This window comes from Weissella sp. ESL1139 (genome assembly GCF_058506735.1).
On sequence record NZ_CP196375.1, the window covers coordinates 1,441,793 to 1,466,467 of the forward strand.

At 41.3% G+C, this 24,675-nt stretch carries 38 protein-coding genes and 2 other annotated features; of the genes, 5 read left to right on the forward strand and 33 right to left on the reverse strand.

The features are described 5' to 3' along the window. Positions 1-147 precede the first annotated feature (147 nt). A complete protein-coding gene (locus tag ACSYSF_RS07065) occupies positions 148-627 on the reverse strand; it encodes an S-ribosylhomocysteine lyase (RefSeq protein ID WP_489867326.1) in 480 nt (159 codons plus the stop codon). An 88-nt stretch (positions 628-715) separates the two neighbouring features. Then, positions 716-928, reverse strand: a binding site (T-box leader). Between the two features lie 68 nt (positions 929-996). Further along, on the reverse strand, positions 997-2,409 hold the full coding sequence (gene cysS, locus ACSYSF_RS07070) for a cysteine--tRNA ligase (RefSeq protein ID WP_489867327.1): 1,413 nt from the start codon (positions 2,407-2,409) through the stop codon (positions 997-999). 183 nt (positions 2,410-2,592) lie between these two features. On the opposite strand from cysS, the gene ACSYSF_RS07075 reads away from it, so the two are divergent. Further along, the gene (locus ACSYSF_RS07075; protein ID WP_489867328.1) at positions 2,593-3,609 is read left to right on the forward strand and encodes an aldo/keto reductase; all 1,017 of its coding nucleotides are present in this window, start codon (positions 2,593-2,595) and stop codon (positions 3,607-3,609) included. A 206-nt stretch (positions 3,610-3,815) separates the two neighbouring features. Here ACSYSF_RS07075 and nadE read toward each other — a convergent pair whose 3' ends face one another. Together nadE and ACSYSF_RS07085 are read right to left on the reverse strand one after the other, a co-directional pair. Beyond that, the gene (gene nadE / locus ACSYSF_RS07080) at positions 3,816-4,640 is read right to left on the reverse strand and encodes an NAD(+) synthase (protein ID WP_489867329.1); all 825 of its coding nucleotides are present in this window, start codon (positions 4,638-4,640) and stop codon (positions 3,816-3,818) included. A 29-nt stretch (positions 4,641-4,669) separates the two neighbouring features. After that, positions 4,670-6,145 carry a nicotinate phosphoribosyltransferase gene (locus tag ACSYSF_RS07085; RefSeq protein ID WP_489867330.1) on the reverse strand — a complete coding sequence of 492 codons (1,476 nt, stop codon included), beginning with the start codon at positions 6,143-6,145 and terminating at the stop codon, positions 4,670-4,672. Between the two features lie 136 nt (positions 6,146-6,281). Here ACSYSF_RS07085 and ACSYSF_RS07090 point away from each other — a divergent pair, with 136 nt between their 5' ends. From ACSYSF_RS07090 to ACSYSF_RS07105, 4 genes are all read left to right on the forward strand, one after another. Beyond that, positions 6,282-6,950, forward strand: a complete 669-nt coding sequence (locus tag ACSYSF_RS07090; protein WP_489867331.1) for a YoaK family protein — start codon at positions 6,282-6,284, stop codon at positions 6,948-6,950. A 56-nt stretch (positions 6,951-7,006) separates the two neighbouring features. After that, positions 7,007-7,273: a binding site (T-box leader), on the forward strand. Positions 7,274-7,371: 98 nt separating this feature from the next. Further along, positions 7,372-8,202 (forward strand): MetQ/NlpA family ABC transporter substrate-binding protein, encoded by an 831-nt coding sequence (locus ACSYSF_RS07095; protein ID WP_489867332.1) that lies wholly within the window; start codon positions 7,372-7,374, stop codon positions 8,200-8,202. Positions 8,203-8,264: 62 nt separating this feature from the next. After that, positions 8,265-9,311, forward strand: a complete 1,047-nt coding sequence (locus ACSYSF_RS07100; RefSeq protein WP_489867333.1) for a methionine ABC transporter ATP-binding protein — start codon at positions 8,265-8,267, stop codon at positions 9,309-9,311. Beyond that, complete coding sequence (locus ACSYSF_RS07105) at positions 9,311-10,006, forward strand: methionine ABC transporter permease (RefSeq protein ID WP_489867334.1); 696 nt, start codon at positions 9,311-9,313, stop codon at positions 10,004-10,006. The genes ACSYSF_RS07100 and ACSYSF_RS07105 overlap by 1 nt, the downstream gene beginning before the upstream one ends. Positions 10,007-10,099: 93 nt before the next feature. Here ACSYSF_RS07105 and ACSYSF_RS07110 read toward each other — a convergent pair whose 3' ends face one another. From ACSYSF_RS07110 to rpsJ, 29 genes are all read right to left on the reverse strand, one after another. Then, the gene (locus tag ACSYSF_RS07110; RefSeq protein ID WP_489867335.1) at positions 10,100-10,327 is read right to left on the reverse strand and encodes a hypothetical protein; all 228 of its coding nucleotides are present in this window, start codon (positions 10,325-10,327) and stop codon (positions 10,100-10,102) included. Between the two features lie 293 nt (positions 10,328-10,620). Beyond that, positions 10,621-11,007 (reverse strand): 50S ribosomal protein L17, encoded by a 387-nt coding sequence (gene rplQ, locus ACSYSF_RS07115; RefSeq protein ID WP_489867336.1) that lies wholly within the window; start codon positions 11,005-11,007, stop codon positions 10,621-10,623. A 38-nt stretch (positions 11,008-11,045) separates the two neighbouring features. Next, positions 11,046-11,990, reverse strand: a complete 945-nt coding sequence (locus ACSYSF_RS07120) for a DNA-directed RNA polymerase subunit alpha (RefSeq protein ID WP_489867337.1) — start codon at positions 11,988-11,990, stop codon at positions 11,046-11,048. A 51-nt stretch (positions 11,991-12,041) separates the two neighbouring features. Further along, a complete protein-coding gene (gene rpsK, locus ACSYSF_RS07125) occupies positions 12,042-12,428 on the reverse strand; it encodes a 30S ribosomal protein S11 (protein ID WP_489867338.1) in 387 nt (128 codons plus the stop codon). A 32-nt stretch (positions 12,429-12,460) separates the two neighbouring features. Next, positions 12,461-12,826, reverse strand: coding sequence for a 30S ribosomal protein S13 (gene rpsM, locus ACSYSF_RS07130; RefSeq protein WP_489867339.1), 366 nt, complete (start codon positions 12,824-12,826; stop codon positions 12,461-12,463). Between the two features lie 53 nt (positions 12,827-12,879). Next, positions 12,880-12,999, reverse strand: a complete 120-nt coding sequence (gene rpmJ, locus ACSYSF_RS07135; protein ID WP_040760535.1) for a 50S ribosomal protein L36 — start codon at positions 12,997-12,999, stop codon at positions 12,880-12,882. 34 nt (positions 13,000-13,033) lie between these two features. Next, entirely contained in the window at positions 13,034-13,249 is a 216-nt protein-coding gene (infA, locus tag ACSYSF_RS07140) for a translation initiation factor IF-1 (protein ID WP_002827967.1), read from the reverse strand. A 90-nt stretch (positions 13,250-13,339) separates the two neighbouring features. Continuing rightward, positions 13,340-13,909, reverse strand: coding sequence for an adenylate kinase (locus ACSYSF_RS07145; RefSeq protein ID WP_489867340.1), 570 nt, complete (start codon positions 13,907-13,909; stop codon positions 13,340-13,342). Next, a complete protein-coding gene (gene secY, locus ACSYSF_RS07150) occupies positions 13,906-15,213 on the reverse strand; it encodes a preprotein translocase subunit SecY (protein ID WP_489867341.1) in 1,308 nt (435 codons plus the stop codon). The genes ACSYSF_RS07145 and secY overlap by 4 nt, the downstream gene beginning before the upstream one ends. Then, positions 15,213-15,647 carry a 50S ribosomal protein L15 gene (rplO, locus tag ACSYSF_RS07155; protein WP_489867342.1) on the reverse strand — a complete coding sequence of 145 codons (435 nt, stop codon included), beginning with the start codon at positions 15,645-15,647 and terminating at the stop codon, positions 15,213-15,215. The genes secY and rplO overlap by 1 nt, the downstream gene beginning before the upstream one ends. Positions 15,648-15,688: 41 nt before the next feature. Continuing rightward, positions 15,689-15,874, reverse strand: a complete 186-nt coding sequence (gene rpmD / locus ACSYSF_RS07160; protein WP_489867343.1) for a 50S ribosomal protein L30 — start codon at positions 15,872-15,874, stop codon at positions 15,689-15,691. An 11-nt stretch (positions 15,875-15,885) separates the two neighbouring features. Then, on the reverse strand, positions 15,886-16,389 hold the full coding sequence (gene rpsE, locus ACSYSF_RS07165; protein ID WP_489867344.1) for a 30S ribosomal protein S5: 504 nt from the start codon (positions 16,387-16,389) through the stop codon (positions 15,886-15,888). Positions 16,390-16,409: 20 nt separating this feature from the next. After that, on the reverse strand, positions 16,410-16,766 hold the full coding sequence (gene rplR / locus ACSYSF_RS07170; protein ID WP_002827974.1) for a 50S ribosomal protein L18: 357 nt from the start codon (positions 16,764-16,766) through the stop codon (positions 16,410-16,412). A gap of 88 nt (positions 16,767-16,854) precedes the next feature. Then, positions 16,855-17,391: a 50S ribosomal protein L6 gene (gene rplF, locus ACSYSF_RS07175; protein ID WP_489867345.1), complete on the reverse strand. Its 537-nt coding sequence runs from the start codon at positions 17,389-17,391 to the stop codon at positions 16,855-16,857. Positions 17,392-17,422: 31 nt separating this feature from the next. Continuing rightward, a complete protein-coding gene (rpsH, locus tag ACSYSF_RS07180) occupies positions 17,423-17,821 on the reverse strand; it encodes a 30S ribosomal protein S8 (protein WP_489867346.1) in 399 nt (132 codons plus the stop codon). A 43-nt stretch (positions 17,822-17,864) separates the two neighbouring features. Beyond that, positions 17,865-18,407 (reverse strand): 50S ribosomal protein L5, encoded by a 543-nt coding sequence (gene rplE / locus ACSYSF_RS07185; RefSeq protein ID WP_489867347.1) that lies wholly within the window; start codon positions 18,405-18,407, stop codon positions 17,865-17,867. Positions 18,408-18,437: 30 nt separating this feature from the next. Beyond that, positions 18,438-18,746 (reverse strand): 50S ribosomal protein L24, encoded by a 309-nt coding sequence (gene rplX / locus ACSYSF_RS07190; RefSeq protein ID WP_489867348.1) that lies wholly within the window; start codon positions 18,744-18,746, stop codon positions 18,438-18,440. Between the two features lie 32 nt (positions 18,747-18,778). Further along, positions 18,779-19,147 carry a 50S ribosomal protein L14 gene (gene rplN, locus ACSYSF_RS07195; RefSeq protein ID WP_489867349.1) on the reverse strand — a complete coding sequence of 123 codons (369 nt, stop codon included), beginning with the start codon at positions 19,145-19,147 and terminating at the stop codon, positions 18,779-18,781. 45 nt (positions 19,148-19,192) lie between these two features. Continuing rightward, positions 19,193-19,459, reverse strand: coding sequence for a 30S ribosomal protein S17 (gene rpsQ, locus ACSYSF_RS07200; protein WP_002827980.1), 267 nt, complete (start codon positions 19,457-19,459; stop codon positions 19,193-19,195). Between the two features lie 23 nt (positions 19,460-19,482). Then, positions 19,483-19,689: a 50S ribosomal protein L29 gene (gene rpmC, locus ACSYSF_RS07205; RefSeq protein ID WP_002827981.1), complete on the reverse strand. Its 207-nt coding sequence runs from the start codon at positions 19,687-19,689 to the stop codon at positions 19,483-19,485. After that, complete coding sequence (gene rplP, locus ACSYSF_RS07210; protein ID WP_489867350.1) at positions 19,689-20,108, reverse strand: 50S ribosomal protein L16; 420 nt, start codon at positions 20,106-20,108, stop codon at positions 19,689-19,691. Before rplP ends, rpmC begins: the two co-directional genes overlap by 1 nt. A 1-nt stretch (position 20,109) precedes the next feature. Next, positions 20,110-20,778 (reverse strand): 30S ribosomal protein S3, encoded by a 669-nt coding sequence (rpsC, locus tag ACSYSF_RS07215; protein WP_489867351.1) that lies wholly within the window; start codon positions 20,776-20,778, stop codon positions 20,110-20,112. 13 nt (positions 20,779-20,791) lie between these two features. Beyond that, on the reverse strand, positions 20,792-21,139 hold the full coding sequence (gene rplV, locus ACSYSF_RS07220) for a 50S ribosomal protein L22 (protein WP_092462965.1): 348 nt from the start codon (positions 21,137-21,139) through the stop codon (positions 20,792-20,794). Positions 21,140-21,155: 16 nt separating this feature from the next. Next, on the reverse strand, positions 21,156-21,437 hold the full coding sequence (gene rpsS / locus ACSYSF_RS07225; RefSeq protein WP_489867352.1) for a 30S ribosomal protein S19: 282 nt from the start codon (positions 21,435-21,437) through the stop codon (positions 21,156-21,158). A 52-nt stretch (positions 21,438-21,489) separates the two neighbouring features. Next, complete coding sequence (gene rplB / locus ACSYSF_RS07230; RefSeq protein WP_489867353.1) at positions 21,490-22,323, reverse strand: 50S ribosomal protein L2; 834 nt, start codon at positions 22,321-22,323, stop codon at positions 21,490-21,492. A 16-nt stretch (positions 22,324-22,339) separates the two neighbouring features. Continuing rightward, entirely contained in the window at positions 22,340-22,627 is a 288-nt protein-coding gene (gene rplW / locus ACSYSF_RS07235) for a 50S ribosomal protein L23 (RefSeq protein WP_489867354.1), read from the reverse strand. Next, positions 22,627-23,250 (reverse strand): 50S ribosomal protein L4, encoded by a 624-nt coding sequence (gene rplD, locus ACSYSF_RS07240; protein WP_489867355.1) that lies wholly within the window; start codon positions 23,248-23,250, stop codon positions 22,627-22,629. Before rplD ends, rplW begins: the two co-directional genes overlap by 1 nt. Before the next feature lie 24 nt (positions 23,251-23,274). Beyond that, positions 23,275-23,901 (reverse strand): 50S ribosomal protein L3, encoded by a 627-nt coding sequence (rplC, locus tag ACSYSF_RS07245; protein ID WP_075270322.1) that lies wholly within the window; start codon positions 23,899-23,901, stop codon positions 23,275-23,277. Positions 23,902-23,993: 92 nt separating this feature from the next. Then, on the reverse strand, positions 23,994-24,302 hold the full coding sequence (gene rpsJ, locus ACSYSF_RS07250; RefSeq protein WP_115471028.1) for a 30S ribosomal protein S10: 309 nt from the start codon (positions 24,300-24,302) through the stop codon (positions 23,994-23,996). Positions 24,303-24,675: the final 373 nt, after the last annotated feature.

The window sequence follows — 24,675 nt, forward strand, 5'->3', positions numbered from 1 at the left end:
TTTATATATTATATGCTAATTTTTATAATTTTTCATCTTTAAAGTGTCATTTTAAGGTTTCTGGATATTAAAAAAGTTGGTAAAACCCTTATAATTAAAAGGTTTTACCAACTTAAAATTTTTTATAAAAAATAGCTTTTTTAAGGTTTAAGCTTCAACAACGTGACGCTCATATGGATCATCTGAGAAACCTTGATCCAAAATAATACGTGCCCATTCCTTAGCTGAATGTAAGCTGTGGTCCTTGTAATTTCCACACTCACGCATAGTTGTTGCTGGTACATCATCCCATTGAATGTCATCGCGAATCTTTTGCAATGCATGGGTAAATGCAACAGCTACTTCAGTTGTTGAGTAGTCTTGCCAACTAATAACGTGGAAACCAGTACGGCAACCGAATGGTGAGATATCAATGATACCATCCAACTCGTCACGTACTAAACTAGCAAACAAGTGCTCCAATGTGTGCACACCGGCTGTTTCAATCGCTGTCTCGTTTGGTTGTGTCAAACGCAAATCATAGTTAACGATTTGACCACCAGCTGGGCCTTTTTGAACCTCAATCTTACGAACGTAAGGTGCCTTGACCTTTGTGTGATCCAATGAAAAACTTTCAACTTCTGCCATGTTAAAACCCTCCTAAATAATTAATTAAATAACTTCCCCGTGACTATTATACTTGACATAAACAAAAACGTCTCGTAATCACAATCGATTACGGGACGTTTGCACGTGGTACCACCCGAGTTTAATAAGTCAAACTTATCCTCTTAGCCGCTATAACGGGCGCTCCCGAATGGCATCCACAATTACTTGTTCATGTCATTTTGACTCCAAGACCATCTTCCAATAACCGTTTTATTAGTTTGCACCAACCACTAACTCTCTAGAAAAATTATTATTGTACTCATCTCTTCAACGTCGATATGGCTATGCTAAATCTAATCTGGCATTGTGTCAACTGTTTAATTAAAAAAATCTCATTAATCTGTTTAATTACCGGTGCCAACGTGTTCCTTGTGGTGTATCTTCCAAGATAATTGATTGATCAGCAAGCACGTCACGAATTTCATCTGAACGGGCGAAATTCTTAACTTTACGAGCTTCATCACGTTCTTTAATTAAGGCATCAATATCAGCATCTAGCAATTCTTCTTGGGCCAAACCATCAACACCAAAGACACCCATTAAATCAGTTAGACTGTCTAAGATAAACTTAGCGGCATCTTGATAAACGTCTTGCGCATTCGCATATTGATTAGCTAAGTCAACTAATCCGTAAATGGCCGTCAATGCATTGGGTGCATTAAAATCATCGTCCATCGCTTCATCAAAGGCTTTAACTTGGGCACGTGCTTGATTGATAATCTCGTTGTCACTACCAGTCAATGCGCCATCTAAACGGAATTGGAGATTACGATAACCGGTACGAATATGGTCAAGATTTTGCTCAGCTTGCTGCATGTTGCTTTCTGAATACGCAATTGAACGACGATATTGTGTTGTTGCCATAAAGAAACGTAAGACCATGGGATCATCAATTTGTTGTAACAAGTCATGCACCGTTACAAAGTTACCCAATGACTTAGACATTTTTTCGTTTTCATCACCAACTGTGACAAAGCCATTATGCAACCACATATTAACGAATTGTTCACCAGTATGAACTTCGCTCTGGGCAATCTCATTTGTGTGATGTGGGAAAGCTAAATCAATCCCACCACCGTGAATATCAAAGTGATTACCTAGGTACTTAGTTGACATCACCGAGCACTCGATATGCCAACCTGGGCGACCCTTACCCCAAGGTGAATCCCAGGCGATGGCACCATCCCCATTTTCACCTTTCCAAACTGCAAAATCCATTGGATCTTCTTTACGGGTCATTTCCTCATCGTTCAAACGGCCGGCCGCATTTGACGTCATCTCTTCTAAATCTTGGTGAGCCAAGGCACCATAGTTTTTAAATTTTTTGGCACGGTAATAAACATCGCCAGCTGATTCATAGGCGTAGCCCTTTTCGATTAAATCAGCGACAAAATCAATAATCTCATCAATATGTTGGGTTGCTCGTGGCCGGACAGTGGCCGGTTTAATATTTAACGCCGCTGTATCTTCATTAAAAGCAGCAATATATTTATCAGCCAGTTCTGGTACGGTAATGCCCTGTTCAGCCGCCGCTTTAATCATCTTGTCATCAACATCGGTGAAGTTTGAAACATAATTAACTTCATAACCACGATATTCAAAATAACGACGAATCGTATCAAAAGCAATCGCAGAACGCGCATTCCCAATATGAATATAGTTATAGACAGTTGGCCCACAGACATACATATTAATTTTACCTTCATGCATCGGATGGAATTCTTCCTTGGCCAGTGTCATCGTATTAAACATTTTCATCATATTTAACGTCCCTTTCTTCGCAAAAGCGGTCATGCTTTAATTTAACTGACAAATTGTCAGCATGTCTGACCTTATTCTATCATATTTTAGGCATTCACTAATGGTGACTATTAGTTTGGACATGCCATTGGAAAGCGTTTACAATTAGATTAACTATAACGCACTCAAATTAGGAGGGTTATCATGTATCAAGCAAACGACAAACGATATGACAACATGATTTATAATCGTGTTGGTAATAGTGGCTTAAAACTATCTGCCTTAGGGCTTGGCCTTTGGCACAACTTTGGTAGTGTTGATTCATTCGCTAACCAACAAGCTATTATTCACCAAGCCTTTGATCTCGGAATTACCTATTTTGATTTAGCCAACAATTACGGCCCTGTCCCCGGTAGTGCCGAAGAAAACTTTGGTCGTATTCTAGCTCACGATATGCATCGTTATCGTGATGAAATGATTATTTCAAGTAAAGCTGGATATGAAATGTGGGATGGCCCTTATGGTAATTGGGGTTCAAAAAAGAGCATCATTGCAAGTGCTGATCAAAGTTTACGTCGTCTCCAATTAGACTACGTCGATATCTTTTATTCACATCGTCCTGACCCCGAAACCCCGATTGAAGAAACTGCTCTAGCATTGGATCAATTAGTTAAAACTGGTAAGGCACTTTATATTGGTATTTCTAATTATTCAGGTACGCAAACACATGCCATGATTAATGTGTTTAACGACTTAAAAACACCATTTATCATTCATCAACCACGTTATAATATGTTCAATCGTCAAATTGAAACGGATTTACTCCCTGTTCTACGTGAAACGGGCAAAGCAGCAGCCGTTTTCAGTCCCTTATCACAGGGTTTGTTAACGGATAAATACTTAAATGGTATTCCAGAAGACTCGCGAGCCGCTAAGAGTAGCAGTCCTTTCTTGCATTCTCAGCAAGTTGAAGCCACGATTAAAACAGTTCAACAGTTAAATGAAGTTGCCAAAAGTCGTCAGCAGACCTTAGCTGAAATGGCACTTGCTTGGGATTTACGGCATCCTGAAATTGCTAGTGTTATTATTGGAGCTAGTCGTCCTGAACAATTAATTGATAACGTGCATGCGCTTGAAAACCTAACTTTTAGTGATGCTGAATTAACCCAGATTGATGAGATATTGCAGCAACAGTCTGTTATTGATTGGCAAGCAAAGTAAAAAAATAGACAGTAAAAGGCGGCTGGAACATAATCGTTCCAGCCGCCTTTTGTTGATTATTGACGTTTTTGTTTGCGCTTATAAACGCGTTCTCAAAAGTTGAACCTTCAATATAACGCTATTGTCGTCAACCATGTCCTTGGCCATAATTGCCACCAACAACGTTACACACCGAATCCAAAGCGTCTTTGATTACGCTCTGATTTTTAACGCCACCACTCATCAAATACAGTAACTGGTTGTTGACGTTTGTGTTCTGACTGAGTGTACAATCTCTCGATTTGTTCAGCATCCTTTTCAGAAACTTCTTTACCTTCCAAATAATCATCAATGGCATCATAAGTGACACCTAGTGCAACTTCATCCGGTAAAGCAGGACGGTCTTCTTCCAAGTCAGCCGTTGGCACCTTTTCATAGAATTCCTTTGGTGCATCTAAGTAAGCCAACAATTGACGACCTTGCCGCTTGTTTAGACGATACAATGGTGTCACGTCGGCAGCACCATCCCCAAACTTGGTGTAAAAGCCAGCCAATGCTTCGGCAGCGTGATCAGTTCCAATCACGACCCCGTGGTTAGCAGCGGCAACCCCGTATTGGGCAATCATACGTTCACGTGCTTTGATATTACCTTTATTAAAGTCTGACACACTAATGCCATTAGCCTTCAATTGGTTCACGATACCGATAACTGAATCTTCGATATGCACAGTAACAGTTTTGTCAGCACCTTGCCACTTAATCGCTGCTAATGCATCTGATTCATCAGCTTGTTCATTATATGGCAACCGCATTGCGATAAATTTGTACTCTTGGTCACCAGTTTCCTCACGTAATTGTTCAACGGCAAACTGAGCCAATTTACCAGCTAGAGCTGAATCTTGACCACCTGAAATTCCTAATACTAACGTTTTTAAGCCAGTTTTCTTTAGATAGTCTTTCAATAATGTAATTGAACGTCGAATTTCAGTTGCTGAATCAACGCTTGGCTGAACACCTAATGTTTGAATAATTTTTTCTTGCAATGGTCGCATAAATGAGCCTCCCTTTTACAAATAGAATACTACTTATCGGCATTAATTTCATCAACATATGCCTGGGTCTTTTTAATAAGATTCATCTTATGATTCCAAGCGTCTTGTGACAAATCAACTGGATATTCTTGTGGATTCATATCACGACGATATTCTGAATATAGTGAATTAATGTGTTGCTTAGCAAAGGCACGAATATCATCCAATGCTGGCAAATCATAGACAAGCTCACCGTTAACAAAAATATCTTGCAATACTGGTCGTGCCGTATAATCAAAGATCCGCTTATTTAGATATGGATAGCTAGGATGGAACATGTATAGTCCTTCTGGTAAGTTGGTTGGATCTTCATCCCATAATGCAATGTAATCACCTTGTGACTTACCATCCGAATTACGTGTAATGCGCCAAACTTGCTTTTGACCTGGCGTTGAAATCTTTTCGGCAGTTCCAGAAATCTTGATAGTATCAGTCATATCACCGTTTTCATCTTCAATCGAAACAACCTTATAAACACCACCTAATGCAGCTTGATCATATGCGGTAATTAATTTTGTACCAATTCCCCAAGTATCTATCTTAGCGCCTTGGAACTTCAAACTCTTAATCGTTGATTCATCCAAATCATTTGAAGCAACAATTGATGCATTAGGGAAGCCTGCTTCATCAAGCATTTTACGAACACCCTTTGAAACATAGGCTAAATCACCTGAATCAATCCGGACACCGATAAAATTAATCTTATCGCCCATTTCTTTAGCAACCCGAATGGCTGCTGGGACACCTGAACGCAATGTATCATAAGTATCCACTAAGAAAACCACATCATGATGCGTTTCAGCATATGCTTTAAAAGCTTCATAATCATTCCGATAAACTTGAACTAAACTATGTGCATGGGTTCCTGAAATTGGAATACCAAATAATTTACCAGCACGCACATTTGAAGTTGCATCAAAGCCCCCGATATAAGCAGCACGCGTTCCCCAAATAGCGGCGTCTAATTCTTGTGCACGACGTGTTCCAAACTCCATTAATGATTGATCACCAACAACCGAACGAATTCTTGATGCTTTTGTTGCAATCAAAGTTTGATAGTTAACAATGTTTAATAATGGGGTTTCAATCAGTTGTGCATCAAAGACGGTTGCTTCAACTTGAATAATTGGTTCATTGTTAAAAACAATATCCCCTTCATGAGGTGCACGAACGGTCCCCTTAAAACGCCAATTTTTTAGATAATCTAAAAATTCTCCATTAAACTCCCCAGTTGAACGTAGATAATCAAGATCACTCTGAGAAAAATGCAAATCACTTAAAAAGTTAACCAATCGTTCCAATCCCGCAAAAACAGCGTAACCATTTTTGAATGGCATCTTACGGAAATACATTTCGTAAACCGCTTTGCGTTCATGAATCCCCTTCATAAAATAAGTTTGCATCATTGATAATTGGTATGCATCTGTGTGTAATGCCAAGCTATCATCTGGATATGCTAAAGCCATAACATTATTCTCCTAATTCTCTTTATTAGTACTATTTTACCACAAAATGTAGGGTGTAAAGTCATCTCTATTAGACCGACTAGTGATATACTGATGAAATGTTCAATAAACAATTTGTAGATAAGGAATGATTATTATGGTAGATCACAATTATCCAATTAAAGAGTCAGTCCGCACGGGGATGTTATTGGCTGCAACAGCCGGATTCATTGATGCGTATACGTTCACCACACATAATTTACGTTTTGCAAGTTTCCAAAGTGGTAATTTACTACAGATTGGTTTAAATTTTGCTGCTGGTAAATGGTCGCATGCTTTCATTTATTTCTGGCCAGTTTTTGCCTTTTTGATTGGCACTAGTTTCAATCAATTATTAAAACATATTGCCCAAAAACGCCAATATTCGCATGCATTTTTATCAGTATTCGTTGAATTATTTGGCTTGATTAGCATTGCAATATTAGAGTTCTGTCAGCTACCAGGAAATCTTATTTTACCGTTGCTTGCTTTTGTCATGGCACTGCAAGCTGATACCTTCAATTTAATTCACGGTATGCCTTATATGACGATTTTAAGTACTGGTAATTTGCGTACTTTTAGTAGTGGGATTACGAATGGCTTAATTTTTCATGACCAGTCGGCATTACATCGTGCTGGACGAGTCGCACCGGTTATTTTAGCCTTCTTTTTATCAGCGATTCTCGCTTATTTTGCAATGCAAATTTTGAACCATGCTGCCCTATTTATTGCACCTGTCATTTTATTAGGTGTCATCATTCTTATGTATCGAGAAAAAAATATGTAATAGTTGTTGACACATTAAGAAAAATACCTTAAAATACGTGATAGTATTTAAGAGAGAAAAACAATTTGATCAGGGAAGTAAATTGATGGCGATTTGTTTAGAGAGACAACATTTGGTGTAAGTTGTTCAAATCACATAAATTGAAAATGGCCTGTGATTGGCATTGGTGAGTAGCAAGTCTATGAACTAATGACGGAATGGTCTACGTTAACAGACACACGAATCGGCATAGCATCATATCGCTCACTGCCCGCTCGTTGCTAAGGTTTTAACTAGTAATAGTTGAAATAAAGTAGAATGGTAACACGAGACTCGTTTCTATCGGATTATTTATATAATCATGATAGGGATGAGTCTTTTTTTATTCTCAACTTAAATACATTAACACTATTAATCAAACATCCTAAAGGAGAAAACTATTATGCATAAGGGATTAAAAATTGGTGCTGTCTTAGCAGTCAGTGCTTTCGCCGCTAGTACAATTGCCCCAGTTACAGCAAACGCTGCTTCAAAGAAGACTGTTACAGTTGGAATTGTTGGTACAAGTGATAAAGAATTGTGGGATAAGATCAACAAGACAACTCAAAAGAAGTATAACTTAACTGTTAAAACTAAGGTATTTACCGACTACAACCAACCTAATAAGGCCGTTGCTGATGGCTCTCTTGACTTGAACGCTTTCCAACACAAGTATTTCTTAGATAATTGGAATGAGTCAAATGGTCATAAAGTTAAGTCAATCGGTAAGACTTTCATCACCCCTATTCGTCTTTATTCAGAAAAGTATAAAGATGTAAAGGACTTCAAGAAAGGTGATAGCATTGCCGTACCAAACGACAGTACTAACGAAGGTCGTGCGCTAACCTTACTACAATCAGCTGGCTTGATTAAATTAGATAAGGGTGTTAAGCTACCTACTCTTAAGGACATTAAATCAAACAAATTGAACCTAAAGCTTAAGGAAGTTGCTGCTGATCAAGGCCCTTCTTCATTGAAGTCAATGGACGGTGCCGTTATTAACACTAATTATGCACAAGAAGCTAAGCTTAAGTTGAGTTCAGCTATTTATGTTGAGCCAATCAACAAGAAGTCAAAGCAATGGATTAACGTTATTGCTGCTCGCAAGAGTGATGCTGACAAGAAGGCTTACAAGCAAGTTGTTAATACTTACCAAAGCAAGCAAATTAAGCAATACCTAAAGGACAAGTGGGGCAAGGCTGAAATTCCAGCATGGAATATTACGTTGAAGTAAGCCAATTAACATGCGTGAGTGGTCATAACCACTCACATACATATCAATAGTAGGAGAAGAGTATGGCTGTTATTTCATTAAAAAATATAAATGTAACTTTCAAACAGAAAAACCGCGAAATTGTCGCGGTTAAAGATGAGTCTATTGAAGTTGAAAAAGGTGATATTTACGGTATCGTGGGCTATTCTGGTGCTGGTAAATCAACTATTGTTCGTACCATTAACCTTTTACAACGCCCAACTAGTGGTTCTGTAACTGTCAATGGTACCGACATGTTGCAATTATCACCAAAAGAATTACGTGAGCAACGTAAAAAGATTGGTATGATTTTCCAACATTTCAATTTGATGAACGAATTAACAATCTTTGGAAACGTTGCACAACCTTTAAAGCATTCAAAATTATCAAAAGCTGAAAAAGCTGACAAGATTAACAAACTACTAGACTTAGTTGGTTTAGCTGATCGTGCTGAGAACTTTCCCAGTCAACTTTCAGGTGGTCAAAAGCAACGTGTTGCGATTGCCCGTGCTTTGGCAAATGATCCTGAAATTTTGATTTCTGACGAGGCAACTTCAGCTCTTGATCCACGTACAACTAACCAAATTTTGTCACTATTAAAGAAGCTTAATCGTGAATTAGGATTAACAATTGTTTTGATCACTCACGAAATGCAAGCAATTAAGGAAACTGCCAATAAGGTTGCCGTTATGGAAGATGGTGCCATCATCGAACGCGGTTCATTGTTAGAAATCTTTACCAACCCACAACAACAGTTAACCAAAGATTTCATCAATACTGCTACCAACTTAGATGAAGCCCTTGTAAAGGTCAATGAGCTTTTGCAAGTACAACCATTAGCAGATGACGAAGAGTTAATTAAAATTAGTTACGTTGGCGCTGACACAGCCCAACCACTACTATCAACCATCTTTGCTGATTTTGGTGTCACAACAAATATTCTATATTCAAATATGGAAATTTTGACGCAAACACCAGTTGGTATTGCTGTTGCTATTTTCAAAGGTAAATCAAGTGCACGTGTGGCTGCTAAAGACAGCTTTACTGATCATGGGGTTACCGTTACAACATTACAAGGAGGTCACAAATAATGATGGGATGGATTCAAGAACATATGCCTAATGCCTATGCCTTGGGCTGGTCAGGTGACTATGGTTGGGGTGTTGCAATCTGGCAAACCTTCTACATGACTTTGGGTGCTGCTATTATTGGTGGTATCATCGGTCTGCTATTCGGAATCGGCTTAGTTTTAACAGCTGATGACGGGATAGCACCTAACCGAACAGTCTTTCAAATTTTAGATAAAATCGTTTCTGTGGGGCGTGCAATTCCCTTCATTATCATGGTGGTTGCCTTCTCACCACTAACGCAATTAATTGTTGGTACAACAATTGGAACAACTGCTGCGCTAGTGCCACTATCATTAGGAGTTTTCCCCTTCTACGCTCGTCAAGTACAGGTTGCCTTACTTGGTGTTGAAAGTGGTAAAGTCGAAGCTGCTCGTTCATTTGGGGCAACAAACTGGGATATCATTTCAGATGTTTACCTACGTGAAGGACGTGCCGAATTGATTCGTGTTTCAACGGTAACCTTAATTAGCTTGGTCGGTTTAACTGCAATGGCCGGAGCTATCGGTGCTGGTGGCCTTGGTACCACTGCTATTGTCACTGGTTACCAACGTTTCCAAAATGACGTTATGTGGACAGCAACAGTTATTATTTTGCTATTCATTGTTATCATTCAATTCATTGGTGATTTGCTTGCTAAGCATGCTCGCCACAATTAAAATAAATCAGGAAATAGAGATTGAGACAAACCATCTCAATCTTTTTTTATGCAACCAAAAAGACCTGACTATTAAGTCAGATCTTACTAATTATTATTCTGCTAAGCCCAAAGCATAGTAGTTTTTACCACGCTTATACGTCTTTTCAACAACTAAGAAATCTCCTACTTGTTGCCTTATACGGACTGTATCTCCCCAATCTAAATCAATTCCGCGATATTGAAATGGCCGACCATTAATGATTATACAATTTGCCTTAAAGTTACTTGGCGTTAAGTGAACTGTCATACCAGTTGCATTAGTATTACGCTTTGTTCCCATTATTACTGCCCCCTATAAAATACTACTTTCAGTATATACTAGGTTTTCTAGTGAGTAAATTACTTTTTTCACATACATTCAACTTATTAGATATTAACAAGCTCAGCAAATTGATTGCATTATCAACTCGCTGAGCTTGTTAAACTAACTATAAAAGTATACAAAAAAACCTCACACGTTACAGGCTCGACATAAATGCCTTTCAACCTAGACTTGGCTATTAGCCATCATCTTAGCGGTTTATACCTTATAACATGAGAGATCTCATTGTGTTTATTAATTAACCAATGAAATTAGTCAACCAATTGCAAGATAACCATTGGAGCAGCGTCACCACGACGTTGAGTAGTCTTTAAGATGCGAGTGTAACCACCGGCACGACCCTCAAAACGAGGTGCAACATCACTAAATAAGTGTTGCAATGCTGTTTCAATTTGAACTTTGTTATCATCAGTTGTTTTTACGTCTGCAATGACGTTACGCAAAAAGGCAGCTGCCTTACGGCGTGATGCTAAATCACCATGCTTACCCAACGTAATCATCTTGTCAGCAGTACGACGAACTTCTTTTGCACGAGCTTCAGTCGTAGTGATTTGACCGTTGATCAATAGATCAGTAGTTAAATCACGCAACATAGCTTTACGTTGCTCACTGTTACGTCCCAACTTACGGTATCCCATGAGTGTATCCTCCTTTTCTTGGTATTCTATCGTTTAATCTAATCTTCCTTGCGGAATCCCAAACCTAATAGCTTAAGCTTGTCTTGGATTTCGTCAAGTGATTTCCGACCGAGGTTACGGACAGACATCATTTGTGTCTCCGTACGCTCAGTTAACTCTTGGACAGAGTTAATCCCGGCCCTTTTGAGACAATTATAAGAGCGAACAGACAAATCCAATTCTTCAATTGGTGTATCTGCGTGCTTAGCAGTTGGCTCTTCTTCCTTGTCTGCCATCACTTGTGCAGTAATTGCGCGTTCAGACATATCAACAAAGGCATTCAAATGATCAGACATAATACGAGCAGCCAAAGAAACAGCTTCTGTAGCTGTCAATGAACCATCAGTCCAAACGTCCAAAGTCAATTTGTCAAAGTCATCACGTTGACCAACACGAGTGTTTTCAACTTGATAGTTGACGCGTTCGATTGGGGTAAAGATTGAATCAATTGCTAGAACGCCAATAGGCATTTCATCATGCAATTCCTTATTCTGGTCCCCTGAAACATAACCACGACCACGAGAAGCAGTCAAAGTCATGTGCAAGGTAGCCCCAGCCGCAACAGTAGCAATGTGAAGATCATTGTTTAAGATTTCCACATCACTGTCACCAGTTATGTCACCGGCCGTCACATCTGCGGGACCGGTTACGTTAACTTCGAGTGTTTTTTCATCATCACTGTCGATGCGCATTGAAACCTTTTTTAGGTTTAAAATGATTTGCGTCACATCTTCAACGACACCTTCGACCGTTGAAAATTCATGCAAAACGCCATCAATCTGTACTGAATTGATTGCCGCACCAGGCAATGAAGACAACAATACACGGCGTAGTGAGTTACCCAAAGTAGTTCCGTAACCACGTTCAAGCGGCTCAACCACAAACTTACCGTAATTGCTATCCTCTTCAACCAGCATAATCTTAGGATTTTCGAATTCAAGCATACTGTTTGTTACCCCTTTCAAAGCATGTTGTGCACTATTTGCAACCGGCAATTAGACACGACGACGCTTTGGTGGACGAGAACCGTTGTGAGGTACTGGCGTAACATCCTTAATAGATGAAACTTCCAAACCTGCAGCGGCTAACGAACGGATAGCTGACTCACGACCTGAACCAGGACCCTTAACAGTTACCTCAACAGTCTTCATGCCATTTTCCATTGCGCCCTTGGCAGCAGCCTCAGCAGCCATTTGCGCAGCAAACGGCGTTGACTTACGACTACCTTTGAAACCAAGTGCACCAGCTGATGACCAAGCAACAGCATTTCCTTGAACGTCGGTGATCATTACGATCGTGTTGTTAAATGTTGCGTGGATGTGTGCTACACCAGACTCAACACTTTTACGTGCACGACGCTTACGATTAGTACGACCTGCCATAATCAAGTTATCTCCTTTCTAGTTAGTTTAAATTACTTCTTCTTACCTGCAATTGCAACAGCTGGGCCCTTACGAGTACGAGCGTTGTTCTTCGTGTGTTGTCCACGAACTGGCAAGCCCTTACGGTGACGGATACCACGGTATGAATTAATTTCTTGTAGTCCCTTAATGCTCATTGAAACTTCACGACGCAAGTCACCTTCTACCTTAATACCATCTACGACGGCACGGATAGCGTCTTCTTGGTCTGGAGTTAAGTCTCGAACACGGACATCCTCAGAAACCTTTGCTTCTGCTAACACTTTTTGTGCAGTAGAGTTACCGATTCCATATACATATGTTAATGCGATCACGATACGCTTATCGCGAGGCAAATCAACACCAGCAATACGAGCCATTACGATTACCTCCTTCTTCTATATAATAAATTATTTGTTAACGCCAGTAAGAATTACTTACCTTGACGTTGCTTGTGCTTTGGGTTTGCAGAGCAAATCACCATTACACGACCATTACGCTTGACAACCTTGCAGCTGTCGCACATACGCTTAACTGATGGACGAACCTTCATGATATTTACCTCCTTGAATATTTTTATGATTAACTTACTTGAACCGGTATGTAATCCGGCCTTTCGTCAAATCATATGGCGACATCTCAACTGTTACACGATCTCCAGGCAAGATACGAATAAAATTCTTACGAATCTTACCAGAAACGTGTGCTAAGATGTCTGCGCCGTTTTCCAGTTCAACGGTAAACATGGCATTGGGCAAAGTTTCCTTTACCACACCAGAAATTTCAATAACATCACTGGCCACGTTGCTGCCTCCTTAGTTGTGACATTGGAGAACGTAACAAGTTATTATAACACGATAAAATTCCCTTGCAAAGGGAAATACATGTTAAACTTAGGCGTTCTTCAAACTATCAAGTAACTTCTTTACATCTGCGAACACGACATCAAGCTCACGTGCGCCATCGATTTTGTTTAAGATACCCTTTTGAGCATAAAACTCAGCGATTGGTTCAGTAAGCTCACCGTTAACATCCAAGCGATTCTTAATCACTTCAGGTGTGTCATCGGCGCGTCCACGGGCCATCATACGATCAACCAAAACTTGTGTATCAGCAGTAAAGTAAAGAACAGCGTCTAATGAGCGTCCTTCTTTACTTAACATGTCTTCTAATGCCTTAGCTTGTTCTAAGTTACGAGGGAAACCATCTAAAATGAATCCTGGCTTCGTATCTTCTTCAGACAAACGCTCAGCAACGATGCCGTTAGTAACTTCGTCTGGGACTAAGTCACCGGCATCCATATAAGACTTTGCTTTCATACCAAGCTCAGTTTCGTTGGCCATTGCCGCACGGAACATATCACCCGTACTGATGTGTGGCAAGTTGTACATCTCAACGATCTTTGCAGCCTGGGTTCCTTTACCAACCCCTGGTAAACCCAACAACATGATATTTAAACTCATTTTGCTTCGACTCCTTCTCGAATAAATCCAACATACTGCCGCTTCATCATCAATCCTTCAAGTTGGCGAATCAGGTCAATTGCCACACCAATGACAATCAAGATTGACGTTCCTGACATTGCAAGGTTACTATCCAACCCAAAGAAGTGTGTTGCTAGAATTGGTGCTAAAGCGACGAATCCTAGGAACAAAGCGCCAACTACTGACAAACGCATCAATAGTCCTGACATCCACTTTTCAGTAGATGGACCAGGCCAGACGCCCACAATATAACTACCTTGCTTTTGTAAGTTCTCTTGAACCTTTTCAGGGTTAACCTGAACAAAGGCGTAGAAGAACGTAAACAAGACAATTAATAATGTATAAACAATACCACCTTGCAACGTTTCAATTGAAAGGTATTGCATAACTGTATTATACCAACTTGCATCAGCAAACTTGCTTGCAAAGGCTTGCAAAATAGTTTGTGGTGTTACCAATAGCGATGACGCAAAAATAACTGGGATAACTCCCGCAATATTAATACGTAGTGGTAGGTAAGAAGAACTTCCTGATCCTACTGAACGACGTGTATATTGCATAGGTACTTTACGGATAGCTTGGTTAAACCAAGTAACAAAACCTATAACGATTACGAAAATCATCATAAGTCCTATGAAGAAAGCCCATCCACGCGCTGGATCGCCACCTTCTAGGACATGTTCCTTGAATAGTCGATACAAACCTGCTGGCAAACGCGCAATTATACCAGCAAAAATCAACATTGAAACACCTTGACCAAGACCACGCTCAGTAATCATTTCACCTAACCAGACTGACAACATTGTTCCAGCCGTTAGAATAAATCCGATTAATAAGTAAGTTTCAACATTCGGTGTTTTAACCAAGTTAACTTGGCTAAGTTGATTAAATCCAGCCGTTATTCCAATAGATTGGACAAAGGCTAGAACAATGGTCAACCAACGAGTGACTTGGTTCAACTTACGCCGACCCACTTCACCTTGTTTTGACCATTCAACAAATCGTGGCACAATATCCATTTGTAGGAGCTGTACCACGATTTGTGCAGTAACGTATGGTGAAACTCCCATTGCAAACAATGAGTAATTTGTTAATCCACCACCGCTAAACATATTCAAAATGCTGCCGAGCCCAGAATTTGCTACCTCTGTTAATGCGGCCGTATTGATTCCCGGCACAGTAATATAGGCACCTAGCCGATAAACGATTAGGATTCCTAAAGTAAAGAATAATTTCTTCCGAATATCTTTTTCTTTAAGCGAATTGAGCACGGTTTTCAGCATTAGATCACCTCAGCTTTACCACCAGCAGCTTCGATTGCTGCGGCTGCTGCTGCTGAGAACTTGTTAGCTTTAATAGTCAATGACTTTTCTAATTGACCATTTCCCAAGATCTTAACGCCGTTCATTTCGTTCTTTACGATACCAGCTTCAACCAACAATGCTGGTGAAACTTCAGTACCGTTGTCAAAACGATTCAACATGTCAAGGTTGACAACAGCATACTCCTTGCGGTTAATGTTCGTGAAACCACGCTTTGGCATACGACGGAACAATGGCATTTGTCCACCTTCGAAACCTTGACGAGTCTTACCACGAGCCTTTTGACCTTTTTGACCACGACCTGCAGTCTTACCATTACCTGATGATTCACCACGTCCAACACGGTTGCGGACGTTACGTGCACCTTCGGCTATTTGGAGTTCATTTAGCTTCATTAGGGTTTTACCTCCTTCAATGCAATCTAATTATTTAGCTCTTACTTAACTACTTCAACAGTAACCAAGTGAGCAATCTTGAACACTGCACCACGCGTTGCTTCATTGTCAGGCAATACGACTGATGATTGCACCTTGTTCAAACCAAGGGCCTTTACAATCGCACGTTGCTTTGGCAAACGGTGGGCAGCACTCTTTACAAGAGTAATTTTAACTTGTTCAGCCATTTTCTGCCTCCTTATTCTGCCAAGTGCTCTAATGAGACCTGACGCAATTCAGCAACTTCTTCAGCGTTCTTCAATGAGTTGATTGCATCAAAAGTTGCACGTACAACGTTGATTGGAGTAGCTGAACCAATTGACTTTGCAGTCACATCAGCAACACCAGCTAGTTCCAAAACGGCACGAGCAGCACCACCAGCTGCCACTCCAGATCCTTCAACGGCGGGCTTCAATAAGATGCGACCACCTGCGTGAACACCCAATGTAGAATGAGGAAGGGTTGTACCAACCATAGGTACACTAATAATATTACGCTTTGCATCTTCAGCAGCCTTACGGATTGCTTCAGGAACTTCTTGCGCTTTACCAGTACCGAAACCAACATGTCCGTCACGGTCACCAACTACTACCAAAGCAGCGAAACGCAAACGGCGTCCACCCTTAACAACCTTGGTAACACGGTTGATGGCTACAACATTTTCTTCAAGCTCACCGAGCTTATTTGCATCGATAAATGCCATGTTTTTCTTTCCTCCTTCCCTTAGAACTTCAAACCAGCTTCGCGAGCTGCTTCGGCCAAAGCTTGTACACGACCATGGTACAAGTATCCACCACGATCAAATACAACAACTTCAACGTTAGCTGCTTTCGCGCGCTCTGCGATTAAAGCACCAACTTTAGCTGCTTGTTCTGTCTTTGGAGCAGTCTCAATTGACTTATCCAATGTTGAGGCACTAGCAAGCGTCACACCCGCTACGTCATCAATTAATTGCGCGTAGATGTTCTTATTAGAACGGTAAACGTTCAAGCGTGGGCGCTCAGCAGTACCAGAAATCTTTCCACGAACGCGAGTGTGTCGGTGTTGACGCACTTTGTTCTTGTCTGACTTCGTAATCATGTTCGTAACCTCTTTTTTTTAATTCGAAAGATATACTCATAAGTAAGATCGTAACGTTGCTTACGATTTTTAAGCACAAAGCTTAAGTTTACTTACCAGTCTTACCTTCCTTACGTGCAACGTATTCATCTTCGTAACGAATACCCTTACCTTTGTATGGTTCAGGTGCGCGTACGGAACGGATTTCAGCAGCGAAATCACCAACATATTGTTTGCTGATTCCGGCAACCTTAACCGTATTTGCGTCAGGAACTTCAACAGTTAATCCTTCACGAGCTTCAAATTCTACTGGGTGAGAATAACCAACGTTCAAAACAAGCTTGTCGCCTTGCTTTGCTGCACGGTATCCAACACCGACTAACTTCAAAGTCTTATCGAAGCCATTTGAAACACCCTCGACCATGTTGTTAACAATGGCGCGAGTAGTTCCGTGAAGTGCCTTCATACGTCCATCATCTGATGGGCGAGTGAATGAAACCTCAGTTCCATCAACAGTCAAATTGATTTCATGAGCAATCTTACGTGATAGCTCACCCTTAGGTCCTTTAACAGTAACAACGTCACCTTCGCGTGATAATTCAACGCCTGCTGGCAATGTTACGGCCTTATTACCAATACGACTCATTGGTTGACACCTCCTTATTTAAATTTTCTTTTTACCAGACGTAAGCCAATACCTCGCCACCAATTTTCTTGGCGCGAGCTTCTTTATCGGTGATAACACCTTCAGAAGTTGAGATGATTGCGATACCCAAACCGTTCAATACCTTAGGTACTTCATCTGACTTAACATATGTACGCAAACCAGGCTTTGAAATACGCTTCAAACCTGTAATTACGCGAGTCTTGTCAGCAGAATACTTAAGGAAAACACGGATGACACCTTGCTTGTCATCTTCAATGTATTCAACGTCACGAACAAAGCCTTCACTCTTTAAGATCTCGGCGATGTCCTTCTTGATCTTTGATGCAGGTACTTCAACTGAGTCGTGGCGAACCATGTTCGCATTACGAATGCGAGTCAAGAAATCTGCAATTGGGTCAGTCATTGACATTGATATTTGCCTCCTATTATTAATTACTGTAAATCAGTGTTGATTACTTTGAGAAAGGCATACCCATTTGAGTAAGCAATTCACGGCCTTCTTCGTCAGAGTTGGCTGTCGTTACAAGAACGATATCCAAACCACGAACGCGGTTAACCTTATCATAATCAATTTCTGGGAAAATAAGTTGCTCACGAACTCCCAATGTGTAGTTTCCACGGCCATCAAAAGCCTTTGGTGAAACTCCACGGAAGTCACGAACACGTGGCAATGAAACGTTGATCAACTTGTCTAAGAAGTCATACATACGTTCACCACGCAAAGTAACCTTTGTACCGATTGCCATACCCTCACGCAAACGGAAGCCAGCGATTGACTTCTTTGCACGAGTGATAACTGGCTTTTGACCAGCAATCAATTCCAATTCAGCAACAGCTTCATCCAAGTTCTTTGAGTTTGAAACAGCGTCACCAACACCCATGTTAAGCACGATCTTTTCGATCTTAGGTGCTTGCATGATTGATGAGTAATCAAACTTCTCAATCAATGAAGGTGTAACTTCATTGACGTACTTTTCCTTCAAGCGATTTGCCATGATAATGATTTCCTCCTTTCACCTAGAAATTTATGCTAAAGTCTTTCCAGACTTCTTTGCAAAACGTACCTTCTTACCATCTTCAACTTTGTAACCAACTTTTGTTGGTTCGTTAGTAGAAGGGTCAAGCAATTGTACGTTTGAAACATGGATTGGAGCTTCAAGCTCAACAATTCCACCTTGTGGGTATTGGTTATTAGGCTTTTGGTGCTTCTTAACCTTATTGACACCTTCAACAACAACACGGTTTTGAGATGCGACAGTCTTTACGATGACGCCTTCCTTACCCTTGTCCTTGCCGGCGATAACCTTAACCTTGTCACCAGTCTTCACAAACATGCGAGGCTTCCTCCTTGATTTAATGATGGTAATTACAATACTTCAGATGCCAATGACACAATACGCATGTAATCATTGTCACGCAATTCACGCGCAACAGGTCCGAAGATACGAGTACCTACAGGACTCTTGTCATCCTTAACGATAACAGCAGCGTTTTCATCGAAGCTGATGTATGAACCATCAGCGCGATGTGTACTAGCGGCAGTACGAACGATAACGGCTTTAACAACGTCACCCTTCTTAACATTTCCACCAGGAATAGCTTGCTTAACAGTTGCGACAATCATGTCACCGATTCCGGCGAACTTACGACCAGATCCACCCAATACCTTGATAGTCAAGATTTCGCGTGCACCTGAGTTATCAGCAACCTTTAAACGACTCTCTTGTTGAATCACGATTTTGTCCTCCTTCCGTTATTGGTATTATTCGAGATTAAACGATTAGATAATAACGGCCTTCTCTACGATTTCTACCAAACGGAAGCGCTTTGTAGCTGATGTTGGACGTGTCTCCATGATACGTACCAAATCACCTGTCTTAGCTTCGTTGTTCTCATCGTGAGCCTTAAACTTTTTCGTGTACTTAACACGTTTACCATAAACTGGGTGGTTCTTGTAAGTGTTAATGGCAACAGTAATTGTTTTATCCATCTTATCTGAAACCACGCGGCCTTGGTAAACCTTACGTGTGTTACGAGCTTCAGTCATAACGAACGGTCTCCTCTCTTAGTCTACTTGTTCAATTCTTGTTGACGAATGACCGTCTTGATACGGGCAATTTGCTTGCGTACTTCTGACAATCGAGCCGTGTTCTCAAGTTGACCAGTAGCTAATTGGAAACGCAAGTTGAATAACTCTTCCTTGTAGCTCTTTTCCTTGGCAACTAGCTCAGCTTGGCTGAGACCCTTGATTTCGTTTTGTTGATCCTTGATCTTCATTATTCACCCTCCACTTGACGAGCCAAGATCTTAGTCTTGACTGGCAACTTGTTAGATGCAAGACGCAAGGCTTCGCGAGCAACGTCTTCAGGAACACCGGCAACTTCGAATAGTACCTTGCCGCGCTTGACAGGTGCTACCCAGCCTTCTGGGGTACCTTTTCCGTTACCCATACGAACACCAACACCCTTTGACGTGTATGACAAGTGTGGGAAAATCTTAATCCATACTTTACCACCACGCTTCATGTAACGCGTCATAGCAATACGAGCAGCCTCGATTTGACGGTTTGTAATCCAGTGTGATTCAGTAGCTTGTAAACCGAAATCTCCAAAAGCTACTGTCTTACCACCTTTAGCCTCACCACGCATCTTACCGCGGTGTGGGCGACGGTACTTTACACGCTTTGGAACTAGCATGTTACTCGCCTCCTTGCTTCTTTACTGACTTTTTCTCTGGCAAAATATCACCACGGTAAATCCAAGTCTTAACTCCGATTTGACCGAATTGTGTAGTTGCCTCATCCCATGAGTAGTCAATGTCTGCACGCAATGTGTGCAATGGCACTGTACCCTCAGTATATTGCTCTACACGAGCCATATCTGCACCATTTAAACGTCCAGAAACTTGCGTCTTGACACCTTTGGCACCAGCACGCATTGCACGTTGGATGGCACTACGCATTGCACGACGGAAAGCCACACGGCGAACCAAGTCTGCTGCAATTTGTGAACCTACCAAGTGGGCGTCCAAATCAGGCTTCTTAATCTCAATGATGTTGATGTGAACACGTTCACCCTTGGCAACGATCTTAGCAAGCTCGTTACGCAATGCATCAACTTCAGAACCACCCTTACCAATAACCATACCTGGCTTAGCAGTGTGGATTGAGATGTTTACGCGGTTAGCAGTACGTTCAATTTCAACACGTGAAATTGAAGCATCAGCCAACTTAGCTTCGATGTACTCACGCAACTTTAAATCTTCATGCAAAGTTGTTGCGAAGTCCTTCTTGTTTGCATACCATTTTGCATCCCAGTCGCGGATGATGCCGATACGCATACCATTTGGGTTAATTTTATGACCCATGACTCAATCCTCCTTACTTTTCTTTTACCACAATTGTAATGTGGCTTGTACGCTTGTTGATTGGTGAAGCTGAACCTTTGGCACGTGGACGGAAACGCTTTAGCGTTGGTCCTTCGTTAGCAAAGGCTTCAGCGACTACCAAATCTTCACGATCTAATGAGAAGTTGTTCTCAGCATTAGCTACTGCTGAGTTCAACACTTTGTATACATCTTCTGAGCTGTGGTTTGGCATGAATTGCAAAATTGCAAATGCCTCTGCCACAGACTTACCACGAACTTGGTCAAGCACTAGGCGGACCTTACGTGGTGCGACACGAACGATCTTGGCCGTGGCGCGTGCTGACGTGATTTGTTCAGCCATTGTATTGTCCTCCTAATTACTTACGCTTAGTTGCTTTGTCATCTGTTGCGTGTCCGCGGAACGTACGCGTAGGAACGAACTCTCCAAGCTTATGACCAACCATGTCTTCTTGTACCAAAACTGGCATGTGCTTACGACCATCGTAAACTGCAAATGTCAATCCGATAAAGCTAGGGAAAATCGTTGAGCGACGTGACCATGTTTTGATGACAGTATGTTTGTCAGAAGCATTAGCTTCTTCGACCTTCTTCAATAATGAAGCGTCAGCAAATGGTCCCTTTTTTAGGCTACGACCCATTTTGAGGTCCTCCTCTCGTTTTTTAAAAACTTATATAGTAGCTGGTACTATTTTACTTGTTCTTGCGGCTACGAACGATAAACTTCGTTGAACGAGCCTTAGCGTTACGAGTCTTCTTACCAGCTGTCTTCTTACCCCATGGTGACAAAGGTGATGGCATTCCAACAGGAGCCTTTCCTTCACCACCTCCATGAGGGTGATCGTTAGGATTCATTACAGATCCACGAACGTGTGGACGTTGACCCTTCCAACGACGGCGACCAGCCTTACCCCAGCTAATCAATGAGTGTTGTTCATTTCCAACAACTCCAACTGTGGCACGGTTAGTAGCCAAGATCATACGAACTTCACCTGATTGTAGGCGAACTAGAACGTACTTTCCTTCTTTACCTAACACTTGAGCTGAAGCTCCGGCTGAACGAACAAGTTGTCCACCATGACCAGGCTTTAATTCAATGTTGTGAATTTGAGTTCCATCAGGAATCTTTGCTAATGGTAGGGCGTTACCCAACTTAATATCAGCATCATCTCCAGATTGAACTGTCATACCAACTTCTAGACCCTTAGGTGCCAAGATATATGACTTAGTACCATCAGTATATTGTAGCAAAGCGATGTTTGCAGTACGGTTTGGATCATATTCGATCGCAACAACCTTAGCTGGTACATCGTCCTTAGTACGCTTGAAGTCGATAATACGATATTGGCGCTTGTGTCCACCACCACGGTGGCGTACAGTCATGTGACCGTATGAGTTACGAGCACCAGTGTTTGACTTTGATTCCAACAAGCTCTTTTCGGGCGTCGTCTTTGTGATTTCAGAAAAATCTGAAGAAGTCATGTTACGACGACCGTTAGAGGTTGGCTTGTACTTTTTGATAGCCACGCTAATTTCCTCCTAATTAGTTTTCGTTGAACAATTGAATGTCCTGTGAAGCGGCAGACAACGTAACAGTTGCCTTCTTACGCTTCTTAGTGTAACCAGAGAAACGTCCTTGACGCTTCAATTTACCACTTACGTTAGCTGTGTTGATCTTTTCAACTTTAACGTCAAAAATTTCTTCAACAGCGCGCTTAATTTGTGGCTTTGTGGCGCGAACATCAACTTCAAACGTGTAACGCTTTTCATCTAAAACGTTCATCGTTTGTTCAGTGATGACCGGGCGCAAAATGATATCGCGTGCGTCCATTATGCCAAAACCTCCTCAACTTGTGCCAAAGCTGATTGAACTACAACCAACTTATCGTTGTTGATTACGTCAAGCACGTTAACACCCTTTGCAGTCATAACAGTCACGTTTTCTAAGTTACGTGCTGCTAGTGCTGCATTAGCATTATCATCGTCCAAGACAACCAACGTCTTTTCATTTACGTTTAAGTTGTTCAAAACTGCCTTGAATTCCTTAGTCTTTGGTGCGTCGAATGACAAACCATCAACAACTACCAATGATGAATCCAAAACCTTTTGTGACAACACTGACTTCAATGCCAAACGGTAAGCCTTCTTAGGCATCTTGTAGGCATATGAACGTGGAGTAGGTCCGAAGACAATTCCACCTCCACGCCATTGTGGTGAACGGATTGAACCTTGACGGGCACGACCCGTACCCTTTTGACGCCAAGGCTTCTTTCCACCACCAGAAACCGCTGAACGGTTCTTAACGGCATGAGTTCCTTGACGCATTGAAGCACGTTGCATCAATACGGCATCCGTAATGACACTGTTGTTTGGTTCTACACCGAATACTGAAGCGTTTAGCTCAATATCTCCGGCATTTGAACCGTCTTGCTTAAACAAAGCAACCTTAGTCATGTTAATTTCCTCCCTTCGTCCTTATTACTTAGCTTTTTTTGAGTACTTAACAGTAACAAGTGACTTGTTGGCACCAGGAACATTACCCTTAACCAAGATCACGTTGTTTTCTACATCAACGCGAACAACTTGCAAGTTTTGTACAGTACGCTTACGGTTACCCATACGTCCAGGCAACTTCTTACCCTTGAAGACGCGGTTAATAATGGCACCCAATGAACCAGGACGACGGTGATAGCGAGAACCGTGAGCCATAGGTCCACGAGCTTGGCCATCCTTCTTAATGTTACCTTGGTAACCATGACCCTTCGTAATTCCAGTAACGTCAACAGCTTCCCCTGCGGCAAAGATATCAACCTTTACTTCATCCCCAACATTGAATTCTCCCTCAGCATCGCGGATTTCACGAATGTAGCGCTTAGGGGTCGTGTTTGCTTTGGCAACGTGACCTTGCTCAGGTTTGTTGCTCAAAACTTGGCGCTTATCTTGGTAACCCAATTGCAAAGCGTTGTAACCATCGTTCTCCAAAGTCTTAACTTGTAGAACGACGTTTGGCGTAGCTTCAACAACCGTTACAGGGATAAGTTCACCAGTCTCAGTGAATACCTGAGTCATGCCGACTTTGCGGCCTAAGATACCCTTAGTAGTCATGACTATCTCCTTTTCAAATAGTAATTATAAATTTTAGTTAGTTAAATGCATAACCAGGCAAGTTTATCGATCTTTAATTAAAGTTATAAGGATTACAACTTAATTTCGATATCAACACCACTTGGCAACTCCAACTTTGACAATGCGTCGACGGTCTTTGCAGTTGGGTTCATGATGTCAATTAAACGCTTGTGAGTACGCAATTCGAATTGCTCACGTGCATCCTTGTGCTTGTGAGGTGAACTCAAAACTGTGTAAACTGTACGTTCTGTTGGCAATGGAATAGGACCTGAAATTTCAGCACCTGTACGCTTTGCTGTTTCAACAATCTTTTCAGCTGATGAATCCAAAATCTTGTGTTCGTATGCCTTTAAGCGGATACGGATCTTTTTGTTTGCCATGATAATTCTCCCTTCGTCCATATTGGAATATGAAACTAACTCCGTGGAAACTACCGACACGCCCCACAAGGCTCCATGGCAATGGGCCTCGTGGCAATGCTGCCGGGTGTGTCGCAACCTCCCACATCATTGCTCGTTAATGCACACTAATACTTGGGATGTCAGAAACACCCTCCGATTAGCGTACTTGAATATAATACAGCAGTTATACTGCATTAGCAAGTGTTTTGTTCACTTTTTTTAAACTAATTTTTGTAAGTTCAATTCATGTGACGCAACGTTTTTCATAATACACAATTTCTTAAAAAAATGCTATTAAAAACTCTTGAAATTTCAAAAATGTTTTTTTGATGAAATTTTGTCTGCTAATTCT